16 protein-coding genes are annotated in these 20,256 nt (G+C 71.9%); 6 read left to right on the top strand and 10 right to left on the bottom strand.

The features are described 5' to 3' along the window. Nucleotides 1-93: 93 nt before the first annotated feature. The 3 genes from OG332_RS26825 to OG332_RS26815 all read right to left on the bottom strand — a co-directional run bounded on the left by OG332_RS26825 (nucleotide 94) and on the right by OG332_RS26815 (nucleotide 7,237). On the bottom strand, nucleotides 94-2,589 hold the full coding sequence (locus OG332_RS26825; protein ID WP_327415847.1) for a protein kinase: 2,496 nt from the start codon (nucleotides 2,587-2,589) through the stop codon (nucleotides 94-96). 77 nt (nucleotides 2,590-2,666) lie between these two features. Then, complete coding sequence (locus OG332_RS26820; RefSeq protein ID WP_327419378.1) at nucleotides 2,667-4,670, bottom strand: protein kinase domain-containing protein; 2,004 nt, start codon at nucleotides 4,668-4,670, stop codon at nucleotides 2,667-2,669. 860 nt (nucleotides 4,671-5,530) lie between these two features. Further along, nucleotides 5,531-7,237: a glycerol-3-phosphate dehydrogenase/oxidase gene (locus tag OG332_RS26815; RefSeq protein ID WP_327415846.1), complete on the bottom strand. Its 1,707-nt coding sequence runs from the start codon at nucleotides 7,235-7,237 to the stop codon at nucleotides 5,531-5,533. Between the two features lie 231 nt (nucleotides 7,238-7,468). Here OG332_RS26815 and OG332_RS26810 point away from each other — a divergent pair, with 231 nt between their 5' ends. Then, nucleotides 7,469-8,698, top strand: coding sequence for a nucleotide sugar dehydrogenase (locus OG332_RS26810; protein WP_327415845.1), 1,230 nt, complete (start codon nucleotides 7,469-7,471; stop codon nucleotides 8,696-8,698). Between the two features lie 119 nt (nucleotides 8,699-8,817). After that, complete coding sequence (locus OG332_RS26805; RefSeq protein WP_327415844.1) at nucleotides 8,818-9,291, top strand: hypothetical protein; 474 nt, start codon at nucleotides 8,818-8,820, stop codon at nucleotides 9,289-9,291. A gap of 77 nt (nucleotides 9,292-9,368) precedes the next feature. On the opposite strand, the gene OG332_RS26800 is transcribed toward OG332_RS26805, so the two are convergent. The 4 genes from OG332_RS26800 to OG332_RS26785 form a co-directional block, all read right to left on the bottom strand. Next, nucleotides 9,369-10,493: a GuaB3 family IMP dehydrogenase-related protein gene (locus OG332_RS26800; protein WP_327415843.1), complete on the bottom strand. Its 1,125-nt coding sequence runs from the start codon at nucleotides 10,491-10,493 to the stop codon at nucleotides 9,369-9,371. Nucleotides 10,494-10,639: 146 nt separating this feature from the next. Continuing rightward, entirely contained in the window at nucleotides 10,640-12,139 is a 1,500-nt protein-coding gene (gene guaB, locus OG332_RS26795) for an IMP dehydrogenase (protein WP_327415842.1), read from the bottom strand. Between the two features lie 114 nt (nucleotides 12,140-12,253). After that, entirely contained in the window at nucleotides 12,254-12,883 is a 630-nt protein-coding gene (locus OG332_RS26790) for a sigma-70 family RNA polymerase sigma factor (RefSeq protein ID WP_327415841.1), read from the bottom strand. Nucleotides 12,884-13,233: 350 nt separating this feature from the next. Then, the gene (locus tag OG332_RS26785; protein WP_003948568.1) at nucleotides 13,234-13,845 is read right to left on the bottom strand and encodes a response regulator transcription factor; all 612 of its coding nucleotides are present in this window, start codon (nucleotides 13,843-13,845) and stop codon (nucleotides 13,234-13,236) included. A gap of 390 nt (nucleotides 13,846-14,235) precedes the next feature. Here OG332_RS26785 and OG332_RS26780 point away from each other — a divergent pair, with 390 nt between their 5' ends. After that, a complete protein-coding gene (locus OG332_RS26780) occupies nucleotides 14,236-14,562 on the top strand; it encodes a WhiB family transcriptional regulator (protein ID WP_030710411.1) in 327 nt (108 codons plus the stop codon). A 175-nt stretch (nucleotides 14,563-14,737) separates the two neighbouring features. On the opposite strand, the gene OG332_RS26775 is transcribed toward OG332_RS26780, so the two are convergent. Beyond that, nucleotides 14,738-15,637: a LysR family transcriptional regulator gene (locus OG332_RS26775; protein WP_327415840.1), complete on the bottom strand. Its 900-nt coding sequence runs from the start codon at nucleotides 15,635-15,637 to the stop codon at nucleotides 14,738-14,740. Nucleotides 15,638-15,729: 92 nt separating this feature from the next. Between OG332_RS26775 and OG332_RS26770 the strand changes: the two genes are divergently transcribed. From OG332_RS26770 to OG332_RS26760, 3 genes are all read left to right on the top strand, one after another. Continuing rightward, a complete protein-coding gene (locus OG332_RS26770; protein ID WP_327419377.1) occupies nucleotides 15,730-16,416 on the top strand; it encodes an MOSC domain-containing protein in 687 nt (228 codons plus the stop codon). A 31-nt stretch (nucleotides 16,417-16,447) separates the two neighbouring features. After that, a complete protein-coding gene (locus OG332_RS26765) occupies nucleotides 16,448-17,221 on the top strand; it encodes an SDR family NAD(P)-dependent oxidoreductase (RefSeq protein WP_327415839.1) in 774 nt (257 codons plus the stop codon). A gap of 95 nt (nucleotides 17,222-17,316) precedes the next feature. Next, a complete protein-coding gene (locus tag OG332_RS26760; protein WP_327415838.1) occupies nucleotides 17,317-18,027 on the top strand; it encodes an ester cyclase in 711 nt (236 codons plus the stop codon). A gap of 73 nt (nucleotides 18,028-18,100) precedes the next feature. Here OG332_RS26760 and groL read toward each other — a convergent pair whose 3' ends face one another. Further along, entirely contained in the window at nucleotides 18,101-19,729 is a 1,629-nt protein-coding gene (gene groL / locus OG332_RS26755) for a chaperonin GroEL (protein ID WP_327415837.1), read from the bottom strand. Nucleotides 19,730-19,841: 112 nt separating this feature from the next. Continuing rightward, nucleotides 19,842-20,150: a co-chaperone GroES gene (gene groES, locus OG332_RS26750; RefSeq protein WP_030011064.1), complete on the bottom strand. Its 309-nt coding sequence runs from the start codon at nucleotides 20,148-20,150 to the stop codon at nucleotides 19,842-19,844. Between the last annotated feature and the right edge of the window lie 106 nt (nucleotides 20,151-20,256).

The raw sequence follows: 20,256 nt of genomic DNA, 5'->3' as shown, positions 1-20,256 counted from the left end.
ATTACGGAGCCCACGGGGGCTGCCGGAACCGCCCGGCCGCCGAAAGACGGCACTGTGACGCAATCGCCGTACTGATCCGTCGTCAGTATCCGCTCAACCGCCCGACTTGTAACTCGCCGTGGCTTTCTCGAAGTCCTCGGTGACCTTGGACTGCTCGTCCTCCGGGCCCGTGACCAGGACGACGTGGTAGCTGCCGCCCAGCGCGACGACGAAATTGCGGGCGTAGACGTTGCGACCGGTCCCGTCGATCCACGTGTAGCGGCCCGTGGCCTGCAGCTGCTGGCCCACCTTCGTGGTCTTGACGTCCCCGACGGTCGACCAGGTGGAGGTGCGGTACGGGGTCAGCTCCGGCTCCTTGTCCTTCTGGTACGCCGCCGGGTCCGGGTTGCCCTGGACCTTGTCCCGGCCGGGGACCACGGTCAGTACGAACGCCCCGTCCGTGTACCGCACCTGGCCGGCCTCGTTGATCCCGCGCCGCTCCCAGCCGTTGGGCACGGCGATCTCGAAGTGCTCGGGGTCCTGCTGGATGGTGTAGCCGGGCGGGGCGGAAGCGGGGGCGGCCGGTGACCCGGCGGGCGCGGTCGTCTGCGGCGCGGGCCTGGACTCGGGCGTGCCGGTGGGAACCTGCGAAGGGCTCGGCTTCGACTGCGGCTGCGCGCTGCTCCCCCGGGCGTCGCCCTGTTGCTCCGGAGCACCGGACCGGGGCATGAACAGCATCGCGTACGCCACCGTCCCGGCCAGCAGGAGCAGGACGCCGACGAGCAGGGTCCGGCCGAGGGCGCGCGGCTTTCGGGGGGCCGCGGGATTCCGGTGCCGCCCGTGGACCTCGCCGCGGCGGCGTACGACGGGCAGGCGCGCGGGATCCGCCTCCGGCATGGGAAGCACCCCGAAGCCGGCTTCCGGCTCGGGGGCCGACCGTACGAGCGAACGCAGCCAGCCGCGGAGCTCCTCGAAGTCGGGCCGCTCGGTCGGGTCCTGACGCAGCAGCGACTCCACGACCGGGCGGAGCGCCCCGCACTCCTCCGCGAAGGCGGGCGGTTCGGCGCAGACCAGCTCGACGAGCTCGGCGACGCTGTCCTCGGGGTACGGGGCGTGCCCCTGCACCGCGCGGTACAGCAGCGCGCCGAGCGCCCACAGATCGGTGGCGGGCCCGACGGGGGGCGCCAGCTGCCAGTGCCCGAGGACGGGGCCGGCCTGCTCGGGAGCCCACCGCTCGGTGACCGCGCCGACGACGGCCATACGCGTCTGGCGCGCCCGCTCGGCGTCCAGCCCGGTCCGGGGCCCGGCCGGGGCGCCCGCGGCGGGGGCGGGTCCGGCCACGGCAGGCCGTGGCCCGTCGGCGGCGGCCGGCGCCGGGGCCGGCCGGTCCGGGGCCTCGGCCTGGCGGTAGCCCTGGGGCAGGGCGAGCCGGGCGGGCAGCGCGGGCGCCGCCGGGGGTTCGGCCCGGCTCCACGCCGCCGGGGCGGGCGCGGGCTCTGCCGCCGGCCGGGGCTCCTGCTCCGCCGGGGCCTGCCGGTCGTCCGGCTCCGGCGGTTCCTGCGGGTCCGGCTCCTGCGAGGCGGGCAGCGCCGGGCGGTTGCGGGGGGTCGCGCCGTGCCAGGGAGCGGAGGAGCCCTCCGGGCCGCCGTACGGGTACGAGTACCCCTGCGGGAGGGTCGACCCCTGCGGCCTCTGCTCCGGCACGACGATGGGACCGCTCTGGCGCTGCTCGCCGACCTTGGCGGCGGCTGCCCGTGCCCCGGCCCGGTAGGCGGCGATGGCCCCGGCCCGCGCGGCGGCCTGGAGGTCGGTCCGGTCCTGGGGACGGCCCGGGGTGATGTGATCGGTGTACCGGGGCCCGGTGTCGTACCCGGGAGCCACGAGCGGGGCGTACCCGGCGGAGTTCTCCGGGGCGGGTTCGGGGGCGGGGGCGGCCGTCGGGACCGTGCCCGGCCCCGGAGTCGGGGCAGTGGCGGGCCGCGGGGTCGGGGCGGGAGCCGTTCCCCAGCCACCCGCGCCGTCGGGATCGGCGGAGTTCGGTACGGGGTCGTAGCCGCACAGGGCCTCTTCCGCCGCTCCGGCCGCCAGGCCCGTCAGCACGACCCGGCCGTCATCGCACACCAGCACGGTCCGGACGGTGATGTTCCGGTGCGTCCAGCCGTGTGCGTGCAGCACGCGCAGCGCGGTCAGCACGTCCGACGCCACCTCAGCCGCCCTGTAGGGGCTGAGCGGTTCATCGGCTATCAGGGCGGCCAGCGGCCGGGCCGGGACCAGTTCGCTCACTATCCACAGCGACTCGCCCTCGGCGAAGACGTCGAAGACCTGGTCCAGCCGGGGATGGTCCGGAATCGAGGCCGCCGCCTGCGCCGCCTCGATCGCGCGCCGCACGGCCGGCAGGTCCGCGGGCGAGCGGCGCGCCGCCGCCGGGACGGGCCGCTGCCCGTCCATCAGCTCGGCGTCCACGACCTCCGGTAACGGCACCTGCCGGACCAGGACTTCCTGCCCGGTGCGCGTGTCGAAGGCCCGGGTCTCGACCAGCTCGTACGCGTCGGACGGGGGCAGCGGCAGACGGTAACGGCCGGCCAGGATCCGGCCCGCGTACTCCTCCACATCGCCTCCCCCGAGTGCGTGGGCCCCCCATGGCCCCGCTGACACGATACGTCGCCGGAGCCGCCCGCGTCCCGGGGTCAGCCGAGCGGCTGGAAGGTCTCGAAGGCGATGTTGCGCATCTGGGTGCACTGGGGGCCGTCCCACTGGTCGGCGGCGCAGCTGATCATGATGGCGTAGCCGTGCGTGGCGTCCACCCTGAACCCGCGGTTGAGCACCCGGATCGTGGTGCCGTTCTCCTCGCGCTCGAACTCCCAGTCCGCGACGGTCGGGTAGCCCTTGTACTCCACGGTGTCTATGCGGATCTTCTTGTACGCCCTGCTGCTGCCGGCCACGGCGGGGGCGAGCTGGAGCCAGGCGGCGCGCGCGTCGTCGCCGGGCTTGGCGTTGTAGTCGACCTGGATCTTCGGGAAGTCCTTGGCCCGGCTGTAGATGGCACCCGAGTTCTTGCCGGCCGTCTCCAGGTGCTTGAAGCCCTCGGGCATCACCATCGAGAAGTGGAACCCGAAGTCCTGTACCAGGGCGAATCCGGCCGGGACGGCGCCGCCCGCTCCCCCGGAGGTGGCGCCCTGTCCCGCGCTGGCGGCCGGGGGCTGCTGGCCCTGGCCGGGCTCGCCGCCCGTACCCGTGGTGGTACCGGTACCGGCGCCGGTACCCGCGCTGCCGTTGCCGGCCGCGTCACCGGTGTTCCCCGAGGGCTTCGGAGAAGGCTGCTCGCCCCCGCCCGAGTTCTGCGGGGCGGAGGCGGCCGGGGTGGGCTGGCCGCCCTTGCCCTCGTTCTTGGCGCCCTTGTCGTCGTCGCTCATGGCGTAGGCGATCAGCGAGCCGACCACGGCCAGGACCACGACCACGGCGGCTATCGCCAGCGCGATGGTGCGGCGCGGCATGACGTCGGTGAGCGGCGCCGCGACGGGGGACGGCTTGGCCTTCGGCGGCTCGGCGGCCGAGACGGCCGTCGTGGCCGCCGCGGCCGTGGCCGCCTTGCGGGCCGACTTCAGTGCGGCGCGGGCGCGTTCGCGCTGCTCGCGCTCACGGCGTTCGCGCTCCTTCTTCGCCGCCTTCTCGGTGGCCTTCTCGGCGGTCTTCTCGGCGGTCTTCTCGGCGGTCTTCTCGGCGGTCTTCTCGGCGGAGGCCTTGTCCGCCGCAGCCTTGGCGTCCGCGAGGGATATCTGCCGGGTCTCCTCGGCGGCGGCCGGGACCGCCGGGGCCGGCACGGGCTCGGGCGCGTTGACCACGGCGGTGAGCAGGGCCCGCGCCCGGGCGTCGTCGAGCCGCAGCGCGGGGTCCTTGACCAGCAGGCCGTAGATGACCTCGACCAGCGGGCCGGCGTTCTTCGGCGGGTCCACGGGCTCGGTCATCACCGCGGTGAGGGTGGCGAGCGCGGACCCCTTGTCGTATGGGGGCACTCCCTCGACGGAGGCGTACAGCAGGCCGCCGAGCGACCACATGTCGGCGGGCGGGCCGGGCTTCTGGCCGCGGGCGCGCTCGGGGGAGATGTAGGAGGGGGCGCCGACGAGCATGCCGGTGGAGGTGACGGAGGGGTCGCCCTCGACCTGCGCGATGCCGAAGTCGGTGAGGACGACACGGCCGTTGCCGGCGATGAGCACGTTGGAGGGCTTGACGTCGCGGTGCAGGATGCCCTGGCCGTGGGCGGCGCGGAGCACGTCGAGCACGGCGAGGCCGACCTCGGCGGCGCGACGGGGGGTCAGCGGACCGTTCTCCCGTACGAACTCGGCGAGCGAGGGGCCCTCGATGAGCTCCATGACGATCCACGGCCGGCCGTCCTCGTCGACGACGTCGTAGACGGTGACGGCGCCGCCGCTGCGGATCCGGGCAATGGCCTTGGCCTCGCGGAGAGTACGGGTGATGAGGCGGCGCTTCTCGTCCTCGTCGACCCCGGTGCTGAAGCGGAGCTCCTTGACGGCGACCGTCCGGCCCAGGGTCTCGTCCTGGGCCCGCCAGACGGTGCCCATGCCGCCCTTGCCGAGCACGGCCCGCAGCCGGTAGCGCCCGGCCAGCAGCCGCCCCTCGTCCTGCCCCTCCGCTGCCGCCTTCGCCGCCGCGGCCTTGACGGCAGCCGCCATGGCGTCGGCCTTCTCGACGACGGGATTGACCCCTTCGCCCGCCTTCGCAGGTGCCTTCGCGGCAGACGCGACGTCAGGCTTGCCCGCAGGCGCGGCCTTGGCCACGGGCACAGCCTCAGGCTTGGCCTTGCCCGCAGGCTCGGCGTCGGCCACCGGCTTGGCCTTGACCTTGGCCTTGACCGCAGGCTCGGCGTCGGCCACCGGCTTGGCCTTGACCGCAGGCTCGGCGTCGGCCACCGGCTCGGCCTTGCCCGCAGGCTCGGCGTCGGCGTCGGCCTTGACCGCAGGCTCGGCATCGGCCACGGGCTTGGCCTCAGGCGCGGCCTTGCCCAGCGCCGGCTTCGCAGCCACCGGCCGGGCGTCCTCGGGCTCGGCCTTGCCCAGCTCCGGTTTCGCGTCCTCCGGCTCGGCCTTCGCCACGGGCACACGCCCGCCCTTGCTCAACCCGGCCTTCGCCACGGGCACACGCTCGCCCTTACTCAACCCGGGCTTCGCAGCCGCAGGCTTCGCATCGTCAGGCTCCGCAGACACCCCGGCATCCACGGGCTCCGGCGCAGCCGCAGCCCCCGGCTCCGCACCCTCAGGCTTCGCCGCAGGCGCAGGCGCAGGCGCAGCCCCCGGCTCCGCACCGTCAGGCTTCGCCGCAGGCGTACCGGCAGGCGCCCCGGCAGGTGACTCGGTGTGCTCCGGCTTCGACATGCGTCCCCTCTGCGATCCTGCCGCTGCTCCGCCTGCCCCAGCGGCTGAGCGACCCGGCGTCCGGGGCCCGCTGTAACCCGCCCCGGCAGAACCCTCATTGTTCCTCACTCCGCAACGGACGGGCCCCCCGGGTCTGCGGTTCCCCTTCCCGCATACCGGAGTTACAACGGAACGATGTCGGGCGCCCCCAGCCGCGCCGCATCCGCCGTCTGGTCGTCCGGCTGGCGCTGGGACTCCCGCTCCGCCTGGACCCGCTTCTCGTAGTGTTCCACTTCCTTCTTGATCTGCTGCTCGTCCCACCCCAGCACCGGAGCCATCAATTCCGCGCATTCCCGCGCCGACCGCGTCCCCCGGTCGAAGGTCTCGATCGAGATCCGCGTCCGCCGCGTCAGCACGTCGTCCAGGTGCCGCGCCCCCTCGTGCGAAGCCGCGTACACGATTTCCGCCCGCAGGTAGTCGTCCGCCCCGGACACCGGCTCGCGCAGTCCCGGATCGGCGGCGATCAGGTCCAGCAGTTCCTCCGTCAGGGACCCGAAGCGGTTCAACAGGTGTTCCACCCGCACCACATGAAGCCCCGTCCGGGCGGCCATCCTCGCCCGCCCGTTCCACAGCGCCCGGTACCCCTCCGCCCCCACCAGCGGCACGTCCTCCGTCACGCACTCCGCCACCCGCTGGTCCAGCCCGTGCACGGCCTCGTCGACCGCGTCCTTCGCCATGACCCGGTACGTCGTGTACTTGCCGCCCGCCACCACCACCAGCCCGGGCACCGGGTGCGCCACCGTGTGCTCGCGCGAGAGCTTGCTCGTCGCGTCCGACTCGCCGGCCAGCAGCGGCCGCAGGCCCGCGTACACGCCCTGGACGTCATCACGCGTCAGCGGCACCGCCAGCGCCGAGTTCACGCGCTCCAGCAGGTAGTCGATGTCCGCGCTCGACGCCGCCGGGTGCGCCTTGTCCAGGTCCCAGTCGGTGTCCGTGGTCCCCACGATCCAGTGCCGCCCCCACGGGATGACGAACAGCACCGACTTCTCGGTCCGCAGGATCAGCCCGGTGCTCGAATGGATCCGGTCCTTCGGCACGACCAGGTGGATGCCCTTCGAGGCCCGTACGTGGAACTGCCCGCGCTCCCCGATCAGCGCCTGGGTGTCGTCCGTCCACACCCCGGTCGCGTTCACGACCTGCTTCGCCCGGATGGCGTACTCCCCGCCGCCCTCCACGTCCTGCACCCGCGCGCCGACCACCCGTTCGCCCTCGCGCAGGAAGCCGATCACCCTCGCCCGGTTGGCGCAGTGCGCCCCGTACGCCGCGGCCGTCCGCACCAGCGTGGTGACGTACCGCGCGTCGTCCATCTGGGCGTCGTAGTACTGCAGGGCTCCCACCAGCGCGTCCTTGCGCAGTGCCGGAGCCACCCGCAGCGCGCGCCCCCGCGACAGGTGCCGGTGCACCGGCAGACCCCGCCCGTGCCCGCTGGAGACCGACATCGCGTCGTACAGCGCGACGCCCGAGCCCGCGTACAGCCGCTCCCAGCCCTTGTGCTGCAAGGGATACAGGAAGGGCACCGGCTTCACGAGGTGCGGGGCGAGCCGCTCCAGCAGCAGGCCGCGCTCCTTCAGCGCCTCCCGCACGAGGGCGAAGTCGAGCATCTCCAGGTACCGCAGGCCGCCGTGGATCAGTTTGCTGGACCGGCTGGAGGTGCCCGAAGCCCAGTCCCGCGCCTCCACCAGGCCGGTCGACAGGCCGCGGGTGGCGGCGTCGAGCGCGGTGCCCGCGCCCACCACGCCCGCGCCCACCACCAGCACGTCCAGTTCGCGTTCGGCCATCCGGGTGAGGGCCTCGGCCCGCTGCACCGGCCCCAGTGTCGCTGTCCTCACGGCTGCCTCCCGTTGGTGCGGGTGAGATCCCGCTCACATGCCCCCGTTTCATGATTCTGACCGCCCGCACCCACATCAGCCACCGCCTGTGGACAACACAACGATGACCTTCACCCCGTAATGCGACATATCTTTCATATATACGCCTAGTCTGACATTGCGCCAGCTCCCCTGTCCCCACAGTGAACTTGCGCGGCAGCCCCCTCATGTCAGGGAAGGGACGGCACCCCCATGCCCGCAGACCTCGCCGTCATCGGACTCGGCCATCTCGGCCTCCCACTCGCCCAGGCGGCCGTCGCCGCCGGGATCGAGACGGTCGGCTATGACAGCGGTCCGGTCACGGACTCCACCCTCACCGCCGCCGAGATCCGCCGCATGTCGGCGGCCGGCTTCCGGGTGACCACCAACCCCGCCGAGCTCGGCCGGGTCCGCACGGCCGTCATCTGCGCCCCCACCCAGCTCGGCGCCGATCGCGCACTGGACCTCTCCGCCGTCGGCGAGGCCGGCCACGCACTGGCCGCGCGGCTGCGCCCGCACACCACCGTGATCCTCGAGTCCGCCGTCCACCCGGGCGTCACCGAGGACTACCTGCGCCCGATCCTCGAAGGGGGCTCGGGGCTCCGGGCCGGCCGGGACTTCCACCTGGCCTACTCCCCCAGCCGCCACGACCCGGGCAACCGGACCCACGGCATCGCCAACACCCCCAAGGTGATCGGCGGCCTCACCCCCGCCTGCACCGAGTCCGCGCACGCCTTCTACGCCCGCCTCACCGAGAAGGTGGTCCGCGCCCGCGGGCTGCGCGAGGCCGAGACCGTCCAGCTCCTCGAAACGAACTACCGGCACGTGAACATCGCCCTCATGAACGAGATGGCGGTGCTCTGCCACGACCTCGGCGTCGACCTGTGGGACGTCATCCGCTGCGCCGAGACCAAGCCGTACGGGTTCCAGGCCTTCCGCCCCGGCCCCGGGGTCGGCGGCCACGGGGTCCCCCTGGACCCGAACTACCTCCCCCACACCACTCGCACCCCCGGCCACCCCCTGCGCATGGTCGGCCTGGCCCAGGAGATCAACAACCGGATGCCGCAGTACGTCATCCAGCGTTCCGCCACCCTGCTGAACGAGCACGGCAAGTCGGCCCGCGGCGCCCGCGTCCTCCTGCTGGGCGTCACCTACAAGCCCGACCTCGCCGACCAGGAGGGCTCCCCGGCCCGCGAGATCGCCAGCCGTCTGCTCGACCTGGGGGCGCTGATCAGCTACCACGACCCGTACATCACGGGCTGGCGGGTCAGGGACCAGCCGGTCCCCCGCGCCGAATCGTTGTACGAGGCAGCGGCCAACGCCGACCTGACGATCCTGCTCCAGCACCACCGCACCTACGACCTGCAAGGTCTTGCCGTGAAGGCCCAGTTGCTGCTGGACACACGCGGCGCCAGCCCGGTGGGCGCGGCCCACCGCCTGTGACGGCCGGAAAATCCTCCCCGAGAATGTCCGCCGCGGCTGCTAGCCTGCGTCGTCACTTATCTCGCACATACGTCCCCCTGGACACGTGTGCCCCACGCATCCCTGGGGGGGATTTCCCAATGAGCCAGAACTTCACGCCGCCCGCGCCCGACTCCTTCAGCCCGGCGCCCGCCCCGGCCCCGGCCCGCACCGGCAACATCGGTCTCGGCATCGTCGCGGCCGTCGTCGCGGCCCTCGTCGCGGCGGGCGCGTACGGCGGCATCATGAACGCCATCGAGCGCGAGGTCGGCTACGCCGCGATCGGCGTCGGCCTCCTCGTCGGCCTCGCCGCCGGCAAGGTCGGCGGCCGCAACCCGATCCTGCCCGCGATCGCCGCCGCGCTCTCCCTCGGCGCCGTCTACCTCGGCCAGCTCTTCTTCATCGCGCTGGCGATCGCCGACTACGGCAAGGTCGGCGTGGGCGAGGTGTTCACCGAGGTCGGCATCGGCGGCCTGAACGACCTCTGGAAGGAGAGCGCGGACTTCATGTCCTACGTCTTCCTCGGGATCGGCGGCTTCGCCGCCTTCGGCGCGGCCAAGAAGATGGGCGACTGACCGGGTCGCACCGCGTACGCCGGAGGGCCGGCACCCCCCCCACGGGGTGCCGGCCCTCCGGCGTACGGGCGGAGCGGTCAGCGGCTGTGCTGCGAGTCCGCGATCGTGACCTCGACCCGCTGGAACTCCTTGAGCTCGCTGTAGCCGGTGGTGGCCATCGAGCGGCGCAGCGCGCCGAAGATGTTCATCGAGCCGTCCGGGGTGTGCGAGGGACCGGTGAGGATCTCCTCGGTGGTGCCCACGGTGCCCAGGTCGACCTTCTTGCCGCGCGGCACGTCCTCGTGGACGGCCTCCATGCCCCAGTGGTTGCCCTTGCCGGGCGCGTCGGTGGCACGGGCCAGCGGGGAGCCCATCATCACGGCGTCCGCGCCGCAGGCGACGGCCTTCGGGATGTCGCCCGACCAGCCCACGCCGCCGTCGGCGATGACGTGCACGTAGCGGCCGCCGGACTCGTCCATGTAGTCGCGGCGGGCCGCGGCCACGTCCGCGACGGCGGTCGCCATCGGGACCTGGATGCCGAGCACGTTGCGCGTGGTGTGCGCGGCGCCGCCGCCGAAGCCGACCAGGACGCCCGCGGCGCCGGTGCGCATCAGGTGCAGGGCCGCCGTGTAGGTGGCGCAGCCGCCCACGATGACCGGGACGTCGAGCTCGTAGATGAACTGCTTGAGGTTCAGCGGTTCGGCGGCGCCCGAGACGTGCTCGGCCGACACGGTGGTGCCGCGGATCACGAAGATGTCCACGCCCGCGTCGACGACGGCCTTGGAGAACTCGGCCGTGCGCTGCGGGGAGAGCGCGGCGGCGGTGACGACACCGGAGTCGCGCACCTCCTTGATGCGCCGGCGGATCAGGTCCGCCTGGATCGGCGCGGAGTAGATCTCCTGGAGGCGGCGGGTCGCGGCGTCCTCGTCGAGCTCGGCGATCTCGTCGAGCAGCGGCTGCGGGTCCTCGTACCGGGTCCACAGGCCTTCGAGGTTCAGCACGCCGAGGCCGCCGAGCTCGCCGATGCGGATGGCGGTCTGCGGGGAGACAACCGAGTCCATGGGGGCGGCCAGGAAGGGGAGCTCGAAGCGGTACGCGTCGATCTGCCAGGCGATCGAGACCTCCTTCGGGTCCCGGGTACGCCGGCTCGGGACGATGGCGATGTCGTCGAACGCATACGCCCTGCGGCCGCGCTTGCCGCGCCCGATCTCGATCTCAGTCACGTGTGGTGGCCTTTCCTCTGGGTCTGCCCGTCCAGTATCCCCGAACCCCGGGGGCCCGCGTTCCGGTGACCGCTGTACGGACGACCGGGCCCCCACGCCGGAGGGGCGGGCCCCGGTCACCCGGGCCCGCCCCTCTGAGTCGGCTGCTACCCCTTGCGGGAGTAGTTCGGTGCTTCCACCGTCATCTGGATGTCGTGCGGGTGGCTCTCCTTGAGCCCCGCCGAGGTGATCCGCACGAAGCGGCCCCGGTCCTGCAGCTCGGGGACCGTGCGGCCGCCGACGTAGAACATCGACTGGCGCAGGCCGCCGACCAGCTGGTGCACGACCGCGGAGAGCGGGCCGCGGTACGGGACCTGGCCCTCGATGCCCTCGGGGATGAGCTTGTCGTCGCCGCCCACGCCCTCCTGGAAGTAGCGGTCCTTGGAGAAGGAGCGCTGGTCGCCGCGGGACTGCATCGCGCCGAGCGAGCCCATGCCGCGGTAGGACTTGAACTGCTTGCCGTTGATGAAGAGCAGCTCGCCCGGGGACTCCTCGCAGCCCGCGAGCAGCGAACCGAGCATCACCGTGTCGGCACCGGCGACCAGGGCCTTGGCGATGTCGCCGGAGTACTGCAGGCCGCCGTCGCCGATGACCGGGACGCCGGCCGCCTTGGCGGCGAGCGAGGCCTCGTAGATCGCGGTGACCTGCGGGACGCCGATGCCGGCGACGACGCGGGTGGTGCAGATGGAACCCGGGCCGACGCCGACCTTGATGCCGTCGCAGCCGGCGTCGATGAGCGCCTGGGCGCCGTCGCGGGTGGCGACGTTGCCGCCGATGACGTCGACGGTGGAGTTCGACTTGATCTTGGCGACCATGTCGCCGACCAGGCGGGAGTGGCCGTGGGCGGTGTCGACGACGATGAAGTCGGCGCCCGCCTCGATCAGGGCCTGGGCGCGCTCGTACGCGTCGCCGGCGACACCGACGGCCGCACCGACGAGCAGCCGGCCGCCCTTGTCCTTGGCGGCGTTCGGGTACTTCTCGGCCTTGACGAAGTCCTTGACCGTGATGAGGCCCTTGAGGATGCCCGCGTCGTCGACCAGCGGAAGCTTCTCGATCTTGTGGCGGCGCAGCAGCTCCATGGCGTCCACGCCGGAGATGCCGACCTTGCCCGTGACCAGCGGCATCGGGGTCATGACCTCGCGCACCTGGCGGCTGCGGTCCGACTCGAAGGCCATGTCGCGGTTGGTGACGATGCCGAGGAGCTTGCCCGCGGCATCGGTGACCGGGACGCCGGAGATGCGGAACTTCGCGCAGAGCTCGTCGGCCTCGCGCAGGGTCGCGTCCGGGTGCACCGTGATCGGGTCGGTGACCATGCCGGACTCGGAGCGCTTGACCAGGTCGACCTGGTTGGCCTGGTCGGCGATGGAGAGGTTGCGGTGCAACACGCCGACGCCGCCCTGGCGGGCCATCGCGATGGCCATCCGGGCCTCGGTGACCTTGTCCATGGCCGCGGACAGCAGCGGAACGTTCACACGGACGTTCCGCGAGATCAGGGAAGAGGTGTCGATCGCATCAGGCGACATGTCCGACGCGCCCGGCAGCAGCAGCACGTCGTCGTAGGTCAGTCCGAGCGTGGCGAATTTGTCGGGCACTCCGTCGGCGGTCATGACACCTTCCCAAATGGTCTTGCTCAGCGCGGATGTCCATGCTAACGGGATCCCGACGCGTCTCATTCCACGACCAAGGTCAAGCAGAAGTTTCGTCGCTTCCTACGACTGTTCCTACTGCTCGGCGAGCGCCCGCAGCCGGCTGAGCGCCCGGTGCTGTGCCACGCGCACGGCGCCGGGGGACATCCCGAGCATCTGTCCGGTCTCCTCCGCGGTCAGCCCGACGGCCACCCGCAGGACGAGGAGCTCGCGCTGGTTCTCCGGAAGGTTGGCCAGCAGCTTCTTGGCCCAGGCGGCGTCGCTGCTGAGCAGCGCCCGCTCCTCCGGACCCAGTGAGTCGTCGGGCCGTTCCGGCATCTCGTCCGAGGGCACGGCCGTGCTGCCCGGGTGCCGCATGGCGGCCCGCTGCAGATCGGCGACCTTGTGCGCGGCGATGGCGAAGACGAAGGCCTCGAAGGGCCGCCCGGTGTCCCGGTAGCGCGGCAGCGCCATCAGGACGGCGACGCAGACCTCCTGCGCCAGGTCCTCCACGAAGTGACGAGCGTCACCCGGGAGCCGCGACAGCCGGGCGCGGCAGTAGCGGATGGCGAGGGGGTGCACGAAGGCGAGCAGGTCGTGCGTGGCCTGTTCGTCGCCCTCGACCGCCCTGCGTACGAGCGCGCTGACACCCCCGGCACTGCCGCCCTTGGCGGCGCCGGTGGGGCCTGTGGCCGCGGGTGACCCCAGGGCCTCGTCGTCGCGCATCAATCCATGGTGCCTTGGCGCCGGAGCATCCGCGGCACCGTGGCCCTTGTTGTGCATCGAAGCGTTATGAGCGGGTGCGCCTGAGCTCGTCATCTGCGCCCTCCCCTCCCGCTCGGCCGAATAGTCTCCGAGAGACTCCACACCCTCAAGGATGCGGCATCGCGCACGAAGCGAGACGTGTCCCCCGGATTGTGCCCCGCCAACCCCCGGGTGCGCACCGGGTACGGCGGGACAGGGCTACACCGAAAACGAGGGCGGCGCGCCGCCCCGTCCGCCCGCGGCGGACGGGACCGCTCTCGACGATCCGCGGTCTGCGGCGGACCGGGCCGGGCCCGGCCACGACCGACGGGTCAGCGGACCAGACCCCAGCGGAATCCGAGCGCCACGGCGTGCGCCCGGTCCGAGGCGCCGAGCTTCTTGAACAGCCTGCGGGCGTGCGTCTTGACCGTGTCCTCGGAGAGGAAGAGCTCGCGCCCGATCTCCGCGTTCGACCGGCCGTGGCTCATGCCCTCCAGCACCTGGATCTCGCGCGCGGTGAGCGTGGGCGCGGCGCCCATCTCGGCCGAGCGGAGCCGGCGCGGGGCCAGTCGCCAGGTCGGGTCGGCGAGGGCCTGGGTGACCGTGGCCCGCAGTTCGGCGCGCGAGGCGTCCTTGTGCAGGTACCCGCGGGCGCCGGCGGCGACCGCGAGGGCCACGCCGTCCAGGTCTTCGGCGACCGTCAGCATGATGATGCGGGCACCGGGGTCGGCCGAGAGCAGTCGGCGGACCGTCTCCACGCCGCCGAGCCCCGGCATCCGTACATCCATCAGAATCAGGTCGGAGCGGTCGGCACCCCAGCGGCGGAGGACTTCCTCGCCGTTGGCAGCCGTCGTCACACGCTCGACGCCGGGCACGGTGGCAACCGCGCGACGGAGCGCCTCTCGGGCAAGCGGGGAGTCGTCGCAGACGAGGACGGATGTCATGACCGCCCTCCGCAGCTGCTGATGCGCGTCACCTTGAGCCTCCAGGCTGGTACGTATCGTCACCTGTGCGGTCGATGCTCCCGGACACCCGTCCGAGAACTTATTGGTTCAACCGCCTTCGCACTCTCAACGATGGTCACTCGAAAGAGTTACGGGTCGGACGGACACCTTCGGCACTCTACGTGAGGAAGCGATCACGGCGTCGACGCCACAAGCCACCTGTCCTCCATCTGGAGCTATGCCCTATTTGGCGGCTTTCCTTCCGTTTGGCATGTATCTGAGGCTAGATTCCCAATGAGTCATATTTACATCTACTCCGACAGTAGGTGTGGAGACCCTTGGAGACATCGACCGTATCCGCCTCAGTACCGGCACCAACGAGGACTACCAATGGCAGATTTCTCCCGCCTCCCCGGCCCGAACGCCGACCTCTGGGACTGGCAGCTGCTGGCTGCCTGCCGCGGGGTCGACAGCTCCCTCTTCTTCCACCCGGAAGGCGAGCGGGGCGCGGCCAGGAGCGCGCGCGAGGCCTCGGCTAAAGAGGTCTGCATGCGATGCCCGGTCCGCGCGGAATGTGCCGCGCACGCACTCGCCGTCCGCGAGCCCTACGGAGTGTGGGGAGGTCTGACCGAGGACGAACGTGAGGAACTGATGGGCCGCGCCCGGCACCGCCTGATCCCCGCGTCGAGTGCGATCGGTCCGATCGCTCCGGACTGAGCGTCCGCCGAAACGTCCGAAGGAACGTTTCTTCGAATCACCTGCACACCCGGGCGTGTCGCCGCCAGGCCCGGAATTCACGCGTTCGGCCGTACGCACCCCGTCGAGTGCGTGCGTACGGCCGGTTGCGCGCCGCCCGTCAGCGGGCGCGCGTGCGATCCGCCGGCGCGGGCCGTCAGCGCGTGGCGGCCCGCTCCAGCTCGGCCAGGGTCGCGGCCACCGCCGGCACCCTGGCCAGGTCGGGCAGGGTCAGCGCCACGACCTCCCGCTCGACGGCCGGCTCCACGACGACCGTGCTCACGCCCTTGGCCCGTACGGACTCCACCGCGAGCTCCGGCAGCACCGCGACGCCCAGCCCCGCGCCGACCAGGCCGACCACCGCCGGGTAGTCGTCGGTGGCGAAGTCGATGCGCGGGGTGAAGCCCACGCCCTCGCACACCTCCACCAGGTGGCGGCGGCAGCGCGGACAGCCCGCGATCCAGGGCTCGTCGGCCAGCTCCGCCATGCCCACGCGCTCCGCCCCGGCCAGCCGGTGCCCCTCCGGGACCAGCCCGACGAGCCGGTCCGTCAGCAGCGGCCGCACCACGAGGTCCTCCCACTCCGCGGCGGAGCCGGCGGCCCCGCCGTAGCGGAAGGCCAGCGCCAGGTCGCAGTCGCCCTCGCGCAGCATCTCCACCGAGCGCGGCGGCTCCGCCTCGACCAGCGAGATCCGGGTGCCCGGGTGCTCGGCGCGCATCGCCGCGAGCGCGGTCGGCACCAGCGTGGAGCTGCCGCTGGGGAAGGACACGAGCCGGACCCGGCCGGCGCGCAGCCCGGCGATGGCCGCGACCTCCTCCTCGGCGGCGGTCAGCCCGGCCAGGATGCCCGCGGCGTGCCGCACCAGGGCCTCACCGGCCTGGGTCAGCCGCATCTCGCGCCCGGTGCGGATGAGCAGCGGCGTGCCGGCCGACTGCTCCAGCGCCTTCATCTGCTGGGAGACGGCGGGCTGGGTGCAGCCGAGCTCGCGGGCGGCGGCGGAGAAGGAACCGGTCCCGGCGACGGCGCGCAGAACGCGGAGATGACGTGCCTCGATCACCCTTCGAGCATAAGGCCTGCTTTGACTGCTGCGCGAATGTCTCTGGGACGCTTTGGGTCCAGCTCACGGCTAGCGTGTTCCCCATGGGCACCATGCAACTGATCTCCGTGAACCTCGGCCGCGCCACGGCCGTCGACTACACCGACGCCGAGGGCGGGGTGACGGGCATCGGCAAGCGCCCCGTCCCCGGGCCGGTCCGCGTCCGCACCCCCGGCACGAAGGCCACCGGCCTCGGCAGCGGCCTGGAGGGCGACGCCGTCTGCGACCGGCGCCACCACGGCGGCGACCACCAGGCCGTTTACGCGTACGCGCGCGAAGACCTTGCCTGGTGGGAGGGCGAGCTGGGCCGCGAGCTGCCCGGCGGGACCTTCGGGGAGAACCTCACCACCGCCGGCATCGACCTGAACACCGCCCGGCTCGGCGACCGCTGGCGGGTCGGCGCGGAGCTCGTCCTCGAAGTGGCCTCGGCCCGCATCCCCTGCCGGACCTTCCAGGGGGTCATGGGCGAGACCGGATGGGTCAAGCGGTTCACCCAGGCGGTCCGGCCGGGCGCGTACCTGCGGGTGATCCGGGAGGGCCCGGTCTCCCCCGGCGATCCCGTCGAGATCGTCCACCGGCCGGACCACGACGTGACGGTGGAGCTGTGGTTCCGCGCCTTCACCACCGAGCGCGCGCTGCTGCCGCGCACCCTGGCGGCGGGTGCGGCGATGGAGCCGGAGGCCCACGAGCGGGTGCGCCGGTACATGGAGACGGACGGGGCCGGCGCCGGGGCGCGGTAGCACCGTCACCCGGGGCGGCTAGGTTGCGCCTATGACGACTGCGTTGATTACGGGATCCACGGCGGGCATCGGCGCCGCCTTCGCCCGGCGGCTCGCCGCCCAGGGGCACAACCTGGTGCTGGTGGCGCGCGACACCAAACGGCTCGGCGAGCAGGCCACCGAGCTGCACGACCGCCACGGGATCGAGGCCGAGGTGCTGGCCGCAGACCTCTCCACCGAGGAGGGCATCGCGGCGGTGGAGCAGCGCCTCGGCGACCGTACGCACCCGGTGGACCTGCTGGTCAACAACGCGGGCTTCGGCAACAAGGGCCGCTACCTCGAGGTCTCCATGGCCGACGAGCTGACCATGCTGAAGGTGCACATCGAGGCGGTCCTGCGGCTGACTTCGGCGGCCACGGAGTCGATGCGCTCGCGCGGCCGCGGCGGCGTGATCAACGTGGCCTCGGTGGCCGCCTTCGTGCCGCGCGGCACGTACGGGGCGAGCAAGGCCTGGGTCGTGCAGTTCACCCAGGGCGCGGCGCGGGACCTGGCGGATTCCGGGGTGCGGCTGATGGCGCTGTGCCCCGGCTTCGTCCGTACGGAGTTCCACCAGCGCGCCGGCATGGGCACGGACAACATCCCCGGCTGGATGTGGCTGGACGCGGACAAGCTGGTGGCGGCGGCCCTGGCCGACCTGGCGCGGGGCAAGACGGTGTCGGTGCCGGACCCGCGGTACAAGGCGCTGATGGGCGTGGTGAAGCTGACGCCGCGCGGGCTGCTGGGCGGGGTGTCCTCGCGTACGGGCCGCAAGTACGGGCCCCGGTAGCGCTCGTGCCCTGCCGGTAGGCCCGCCGCCGAGCCGCCAAACGGATGAACCCTCCCTAAACTGGACATGTCCCATCTCCAGCGGGAGGCGACGCGATGACATTCGTACAAGTAATCGATTACGAGACCAGGCGGTTCGATGAGATGAACGCGCTCATCGACCGCTGGGCGGAGCAGAGCAGCGGCAGGCGCACCGCCACGCACACGATGATCGGCCAGGACCGCGAGGCCCGGAACCACTACGTGGACATGGTGGAATTCGCCTCGTACGAGGAGGCCATGAAGAACTCTCAGCTCCCGGAGACGAACCGGATGTTCCAGGAGATGGTGGCCCTCTGCGAGGGAATGCCGAAGTTCATGAACCTCGACGTGGTCCGCGACGAGCACCTCAACAAGCAGCTCGCCGACCGGGTGCTCCAGGAAGCCGCCACGAAGGGCGACATGAGCGTCCTGGACGCATGCTTCGCGACGAACTACATCGACCACGACGCCAGCAAGGAGGAACCCACCGTCATCGGACGCGAGGCCATGCGGTCGGACATGGAGACCTGGCGCGCCGCCTTCGACATGACCTTCGAGCCGACGGCCCAGCTGGCCGAGGGCGACATGGTCACGACGGTGTGGAACTGGCGCGGCACCCACAAGGGGATGTTCATGGGGGTTGCACCGACCGGGAAGACGTACGAGATGTCCGGGAGCACCACCTTCCGGTGCCTGGACGGAGAGATCGTCGAGGGCTGGTGGCATTACAACCCCGGAGCACTGCAGCGCCAAATGGGCGGCTCCGGATCGCCCTACGGATCCTGAGGCCCGAAGCCGAACCACGCGGAAGGCCCCGCTCCGCGGCTGCGGAGCGGGGCCTTCTCTACGTGGTGCGCGATCAGTGGCTGTGGCCGTGACCGTGGCCGTGACCGGCGTCGCCCTCGTCCTCCGCCGGCTTCTCGACGACCAGGGTCTCGGTCGTGAGCAGCAGGGAGGCGATGGAGGCGGCGTTCTCCAGCGCGGAACGGGTGACCTTCACCGGGTCGATGACGCCGGCCTTGACCAGGTCGCCGTACTCGCCGGTGGCGGCGTTGAAGCCCTGGCCCTTGTCGAGCTCGGCGACCTTCGAGGTGATGACGTAGCCCTCGAGACCGGCGTTCTCGGCGATCCAGCGCAGCGGCTCGACGGCGGCGCGGCGCACGACCGCGACACCGGTGGCCTCGTCGCCCGACAGGCCGAGGTTGCCCTCGAGGACCTTGACGGCGTGGACGAGCGCGGAGCCACCGCCGGAGACGATGCCCTCCTCGACCGCGGCGCGGGTCGCCGAGATGGCGTCCTCGAGGCGGTGCTTCTTCTCCTTGAGCTCCACCTCGGTGGCGGCGCCGACCTTGATGACGCAGACGCCGCCGGCGAGCTTCGCCAGGCGCTCCTGCAGCTTCTCGCGGTCCCAGTCCGAGTCGGTGGACTCGATCTCGGCCTTGATCTGGTTGACGCGGCCGACGACCTCTTCGTGGCTGCCGCCACCGTCGACGATGGTGGTGTCGTCCTTGGAGATGGTCACGCGGCGGGCGGAGCCCAGTACGTCCAGACCCGCCTGGTCGAGCTTGAGGCCGACCTCCTCGGCGATGACGGTGGCACCGGTGAGGGTGGCCATGTCCTGGAGCATCGCCTTGCGGCGGTCACCGAAGCCGGGGGCCTTGACGGCGACCGCGTTGAAGGTGCCGCGGATCTTGTTGACGACGAGGGTGGAGAGCGCCTCGCCCTCGACGTCCTCGGCGATGATCAGCAGCGGGCGGGAGCCGCCGGCCTGGATGACCTTCTCCAGCAGGGGCAGGAGGTCCTGGATCGAGGAGATCTTGCCCTGGTTGATCAGGATGTACGGGTCGTCGAGGACGGCCTCCATACGCTCCTGGTCGGAGACCATGTACGGGGAGAGGTAGCCCTTGTCGAAGGCCATGCCCTCGGTGAACTCCAGCTCCAGGCCGAAGGTGTTGGACTCCTCGACGGTGATGACACCGTCCTTGCCGACCTTGTCCATCGCCTCGGCGATGAGCTCGCCGACCTGCTGGTCCTGCGCGGAGAGCGCGGCCACGGCGGCGATGTCGGACTTGTCCTCGATCGGGCGGGCGGTCGCGAGGAGCTCCTCGGAGACGGCCTTGACCGCGGCGTCGATGCCCTTCTTCAGGGCGGCCGGGGAGGCACCCGCGGCGACGTTGCGCAGACCCTCGCGGACCAGCGCCTGGGCCAGCACGGTGGCGGTGGTGGTGCCGTCACCCGCGATGTCGTTGGTCTTGGTCGCCACCTCCTTCACGAGCTGCGCGCCCAGGTTCTCGTACGGGTCGTCCAGCTCGACCTCGCGGGCGATGGTGACACCGTCGTTGGTGATGGTGGGGGCGCCGAACTTCTTGTCGATGACGACGTTGCGGCCCTTGGGGCCGATCGTCACCTTGACCGTGTCGGCAAGCTTGTTGACGCCGCGCTCGAGGGCGCGACGGGCGTCCTCGTCGAACTTCAGGATCTTCGCCATGGGAGCGGTTCAGCCCTCTCGAAAACTCGGGTTTAACGAGCTGCGCCCCTCGCCGCCCGGCAATCAGCGGGGTGACCAGGGGCGCAGCTCAAAGCAGTACTGATGAAGAGAATTACTTCTCGACGATCGCGAGCACGTCGCGAGCCGAGAGGACGAGGTACTCCTCGCCGCTGTACTTCACTTCGGTGCCGCCGTACTTGCTGTAGAGCACGATGTCGCCGACGGTGACGTCCAGCGGGAGACGCTGGCCGTCCTCGAAGCGACCCGGGCCCACCGCGAGGACGACGCCCTCCTGGGGCTTCTCCTTCGCGGTGTCCGGGATGACCAGGCCGGAGGCCGTGGTCTGCTCGGCGTCGAGCGGCTGGACCACAATGCGGTCCTCAAGCGGCTTGATGGCAACCTTGGAGCTGGCGGTCGTCACGATCCGACCTCCCCCTTCGGAGATCCGGGGTTAACTGTCTGAGGTGGCGACCAGGTCGATCCGTCGTCGCGGGTGCCGGATCTGCCTGTCGCTGTGTTGGCACTCA

This window comes from Streptomyces sp. NBC_01233 (assembly GCF_035989305.1).
Classification (GTDB): domain Bacteria; phylum Actinomycetota; class Actinomycetes; order Streptomycetales; family Streptomycetaceae; genus Streptomyces.
This window is presented reverse-complemented; position numbering and strand designations above follow the sequence as displayed.

What these genes read in the sequence shown, in the direction of transcription:
- OG332_RS26810 (WP_327415845.1), top strand. Translation starts at nt 7,469, where the DNA reads ATGCCCGCAGACCTCGCCGTCATCGGACTCGGCCATCTCGGCCTCCCA.
- OG332_RS26765 (WP_327415839.1), top strand. Translation starts at nt 16,448, where the DNA reads ATGACGACTGCGTTGATTACGGGATCCACGGCGGGCATCGGCGCCGCC.
- OG332_RS26790 (WP_327415841.1), bottom strand. Translation starts at nt 12,883, where the DNA reads ATGCGCGACGACGAGGCCCTGGGGTCACCCGCGGCCACAGGCCCCACC.
- OG332_RS26785 (WP_003948568.1), bottom strand. Translation starts at nt 13,845, where the DNA reads ATGACATCCGTCCTCGTCTGCGACGACTCCCCGCTTGCCCGAGAGGCG.
- groL (WP_327415837.1), bottom strand. Translation starts at nt 19,729, where the DNA reads ATGGCGAAGATCCTGAAGTTCGACGAGGACGCCCGTCGCGCCCTCGAG.
- OG332_RS26770 (WP_327419377.1), top strand. Translation starts at nt 15,730, where the DNA reads ATGCAACTGATCTCCGTGAACCTCGGCCGCGCCACGGCCGTCGACTAC.
- OG332_RS26820 (WP_327419378.1), bottom strand. Translation starts at nt 4,670, where the DNA reads ATGGCGGCTGCCGTCAAGGCCGCGGCGGCGAAGGCGGCAGCGGAGGGG.
- OG332_RS26780 (WP_030710411.1), top strand. Translation starts at nt 14,236, where the DNA reads ATGGCAGATTTCTCCCGCCTCCCCGGCCCGAACGCCGACCTCTGGGAC.
- guaB (WP_327415842.1), bottom strand. Translation starts at nt 12,139, where the DNA reads ATGACCGCCGACGGAGTGCCCGACAAATTCGCCACGCTCGGACTGACC.
- OG332_RS26760 (WP_327415838.1), top strand. Translation starts at nt 17,317, where the DNA reads ATGACATTCGTACAAGTAATCGATTACGAGACCAGGCGGTTCGATGAG.
- OG332_RS26805 (WP_327415844.1), top strand. Translation starts at nt 8,818, where the DNA reads ATGAGCCAGAACTTCACGCCGCCCGCGCCCGACTCCTTCAGCCCGGCG.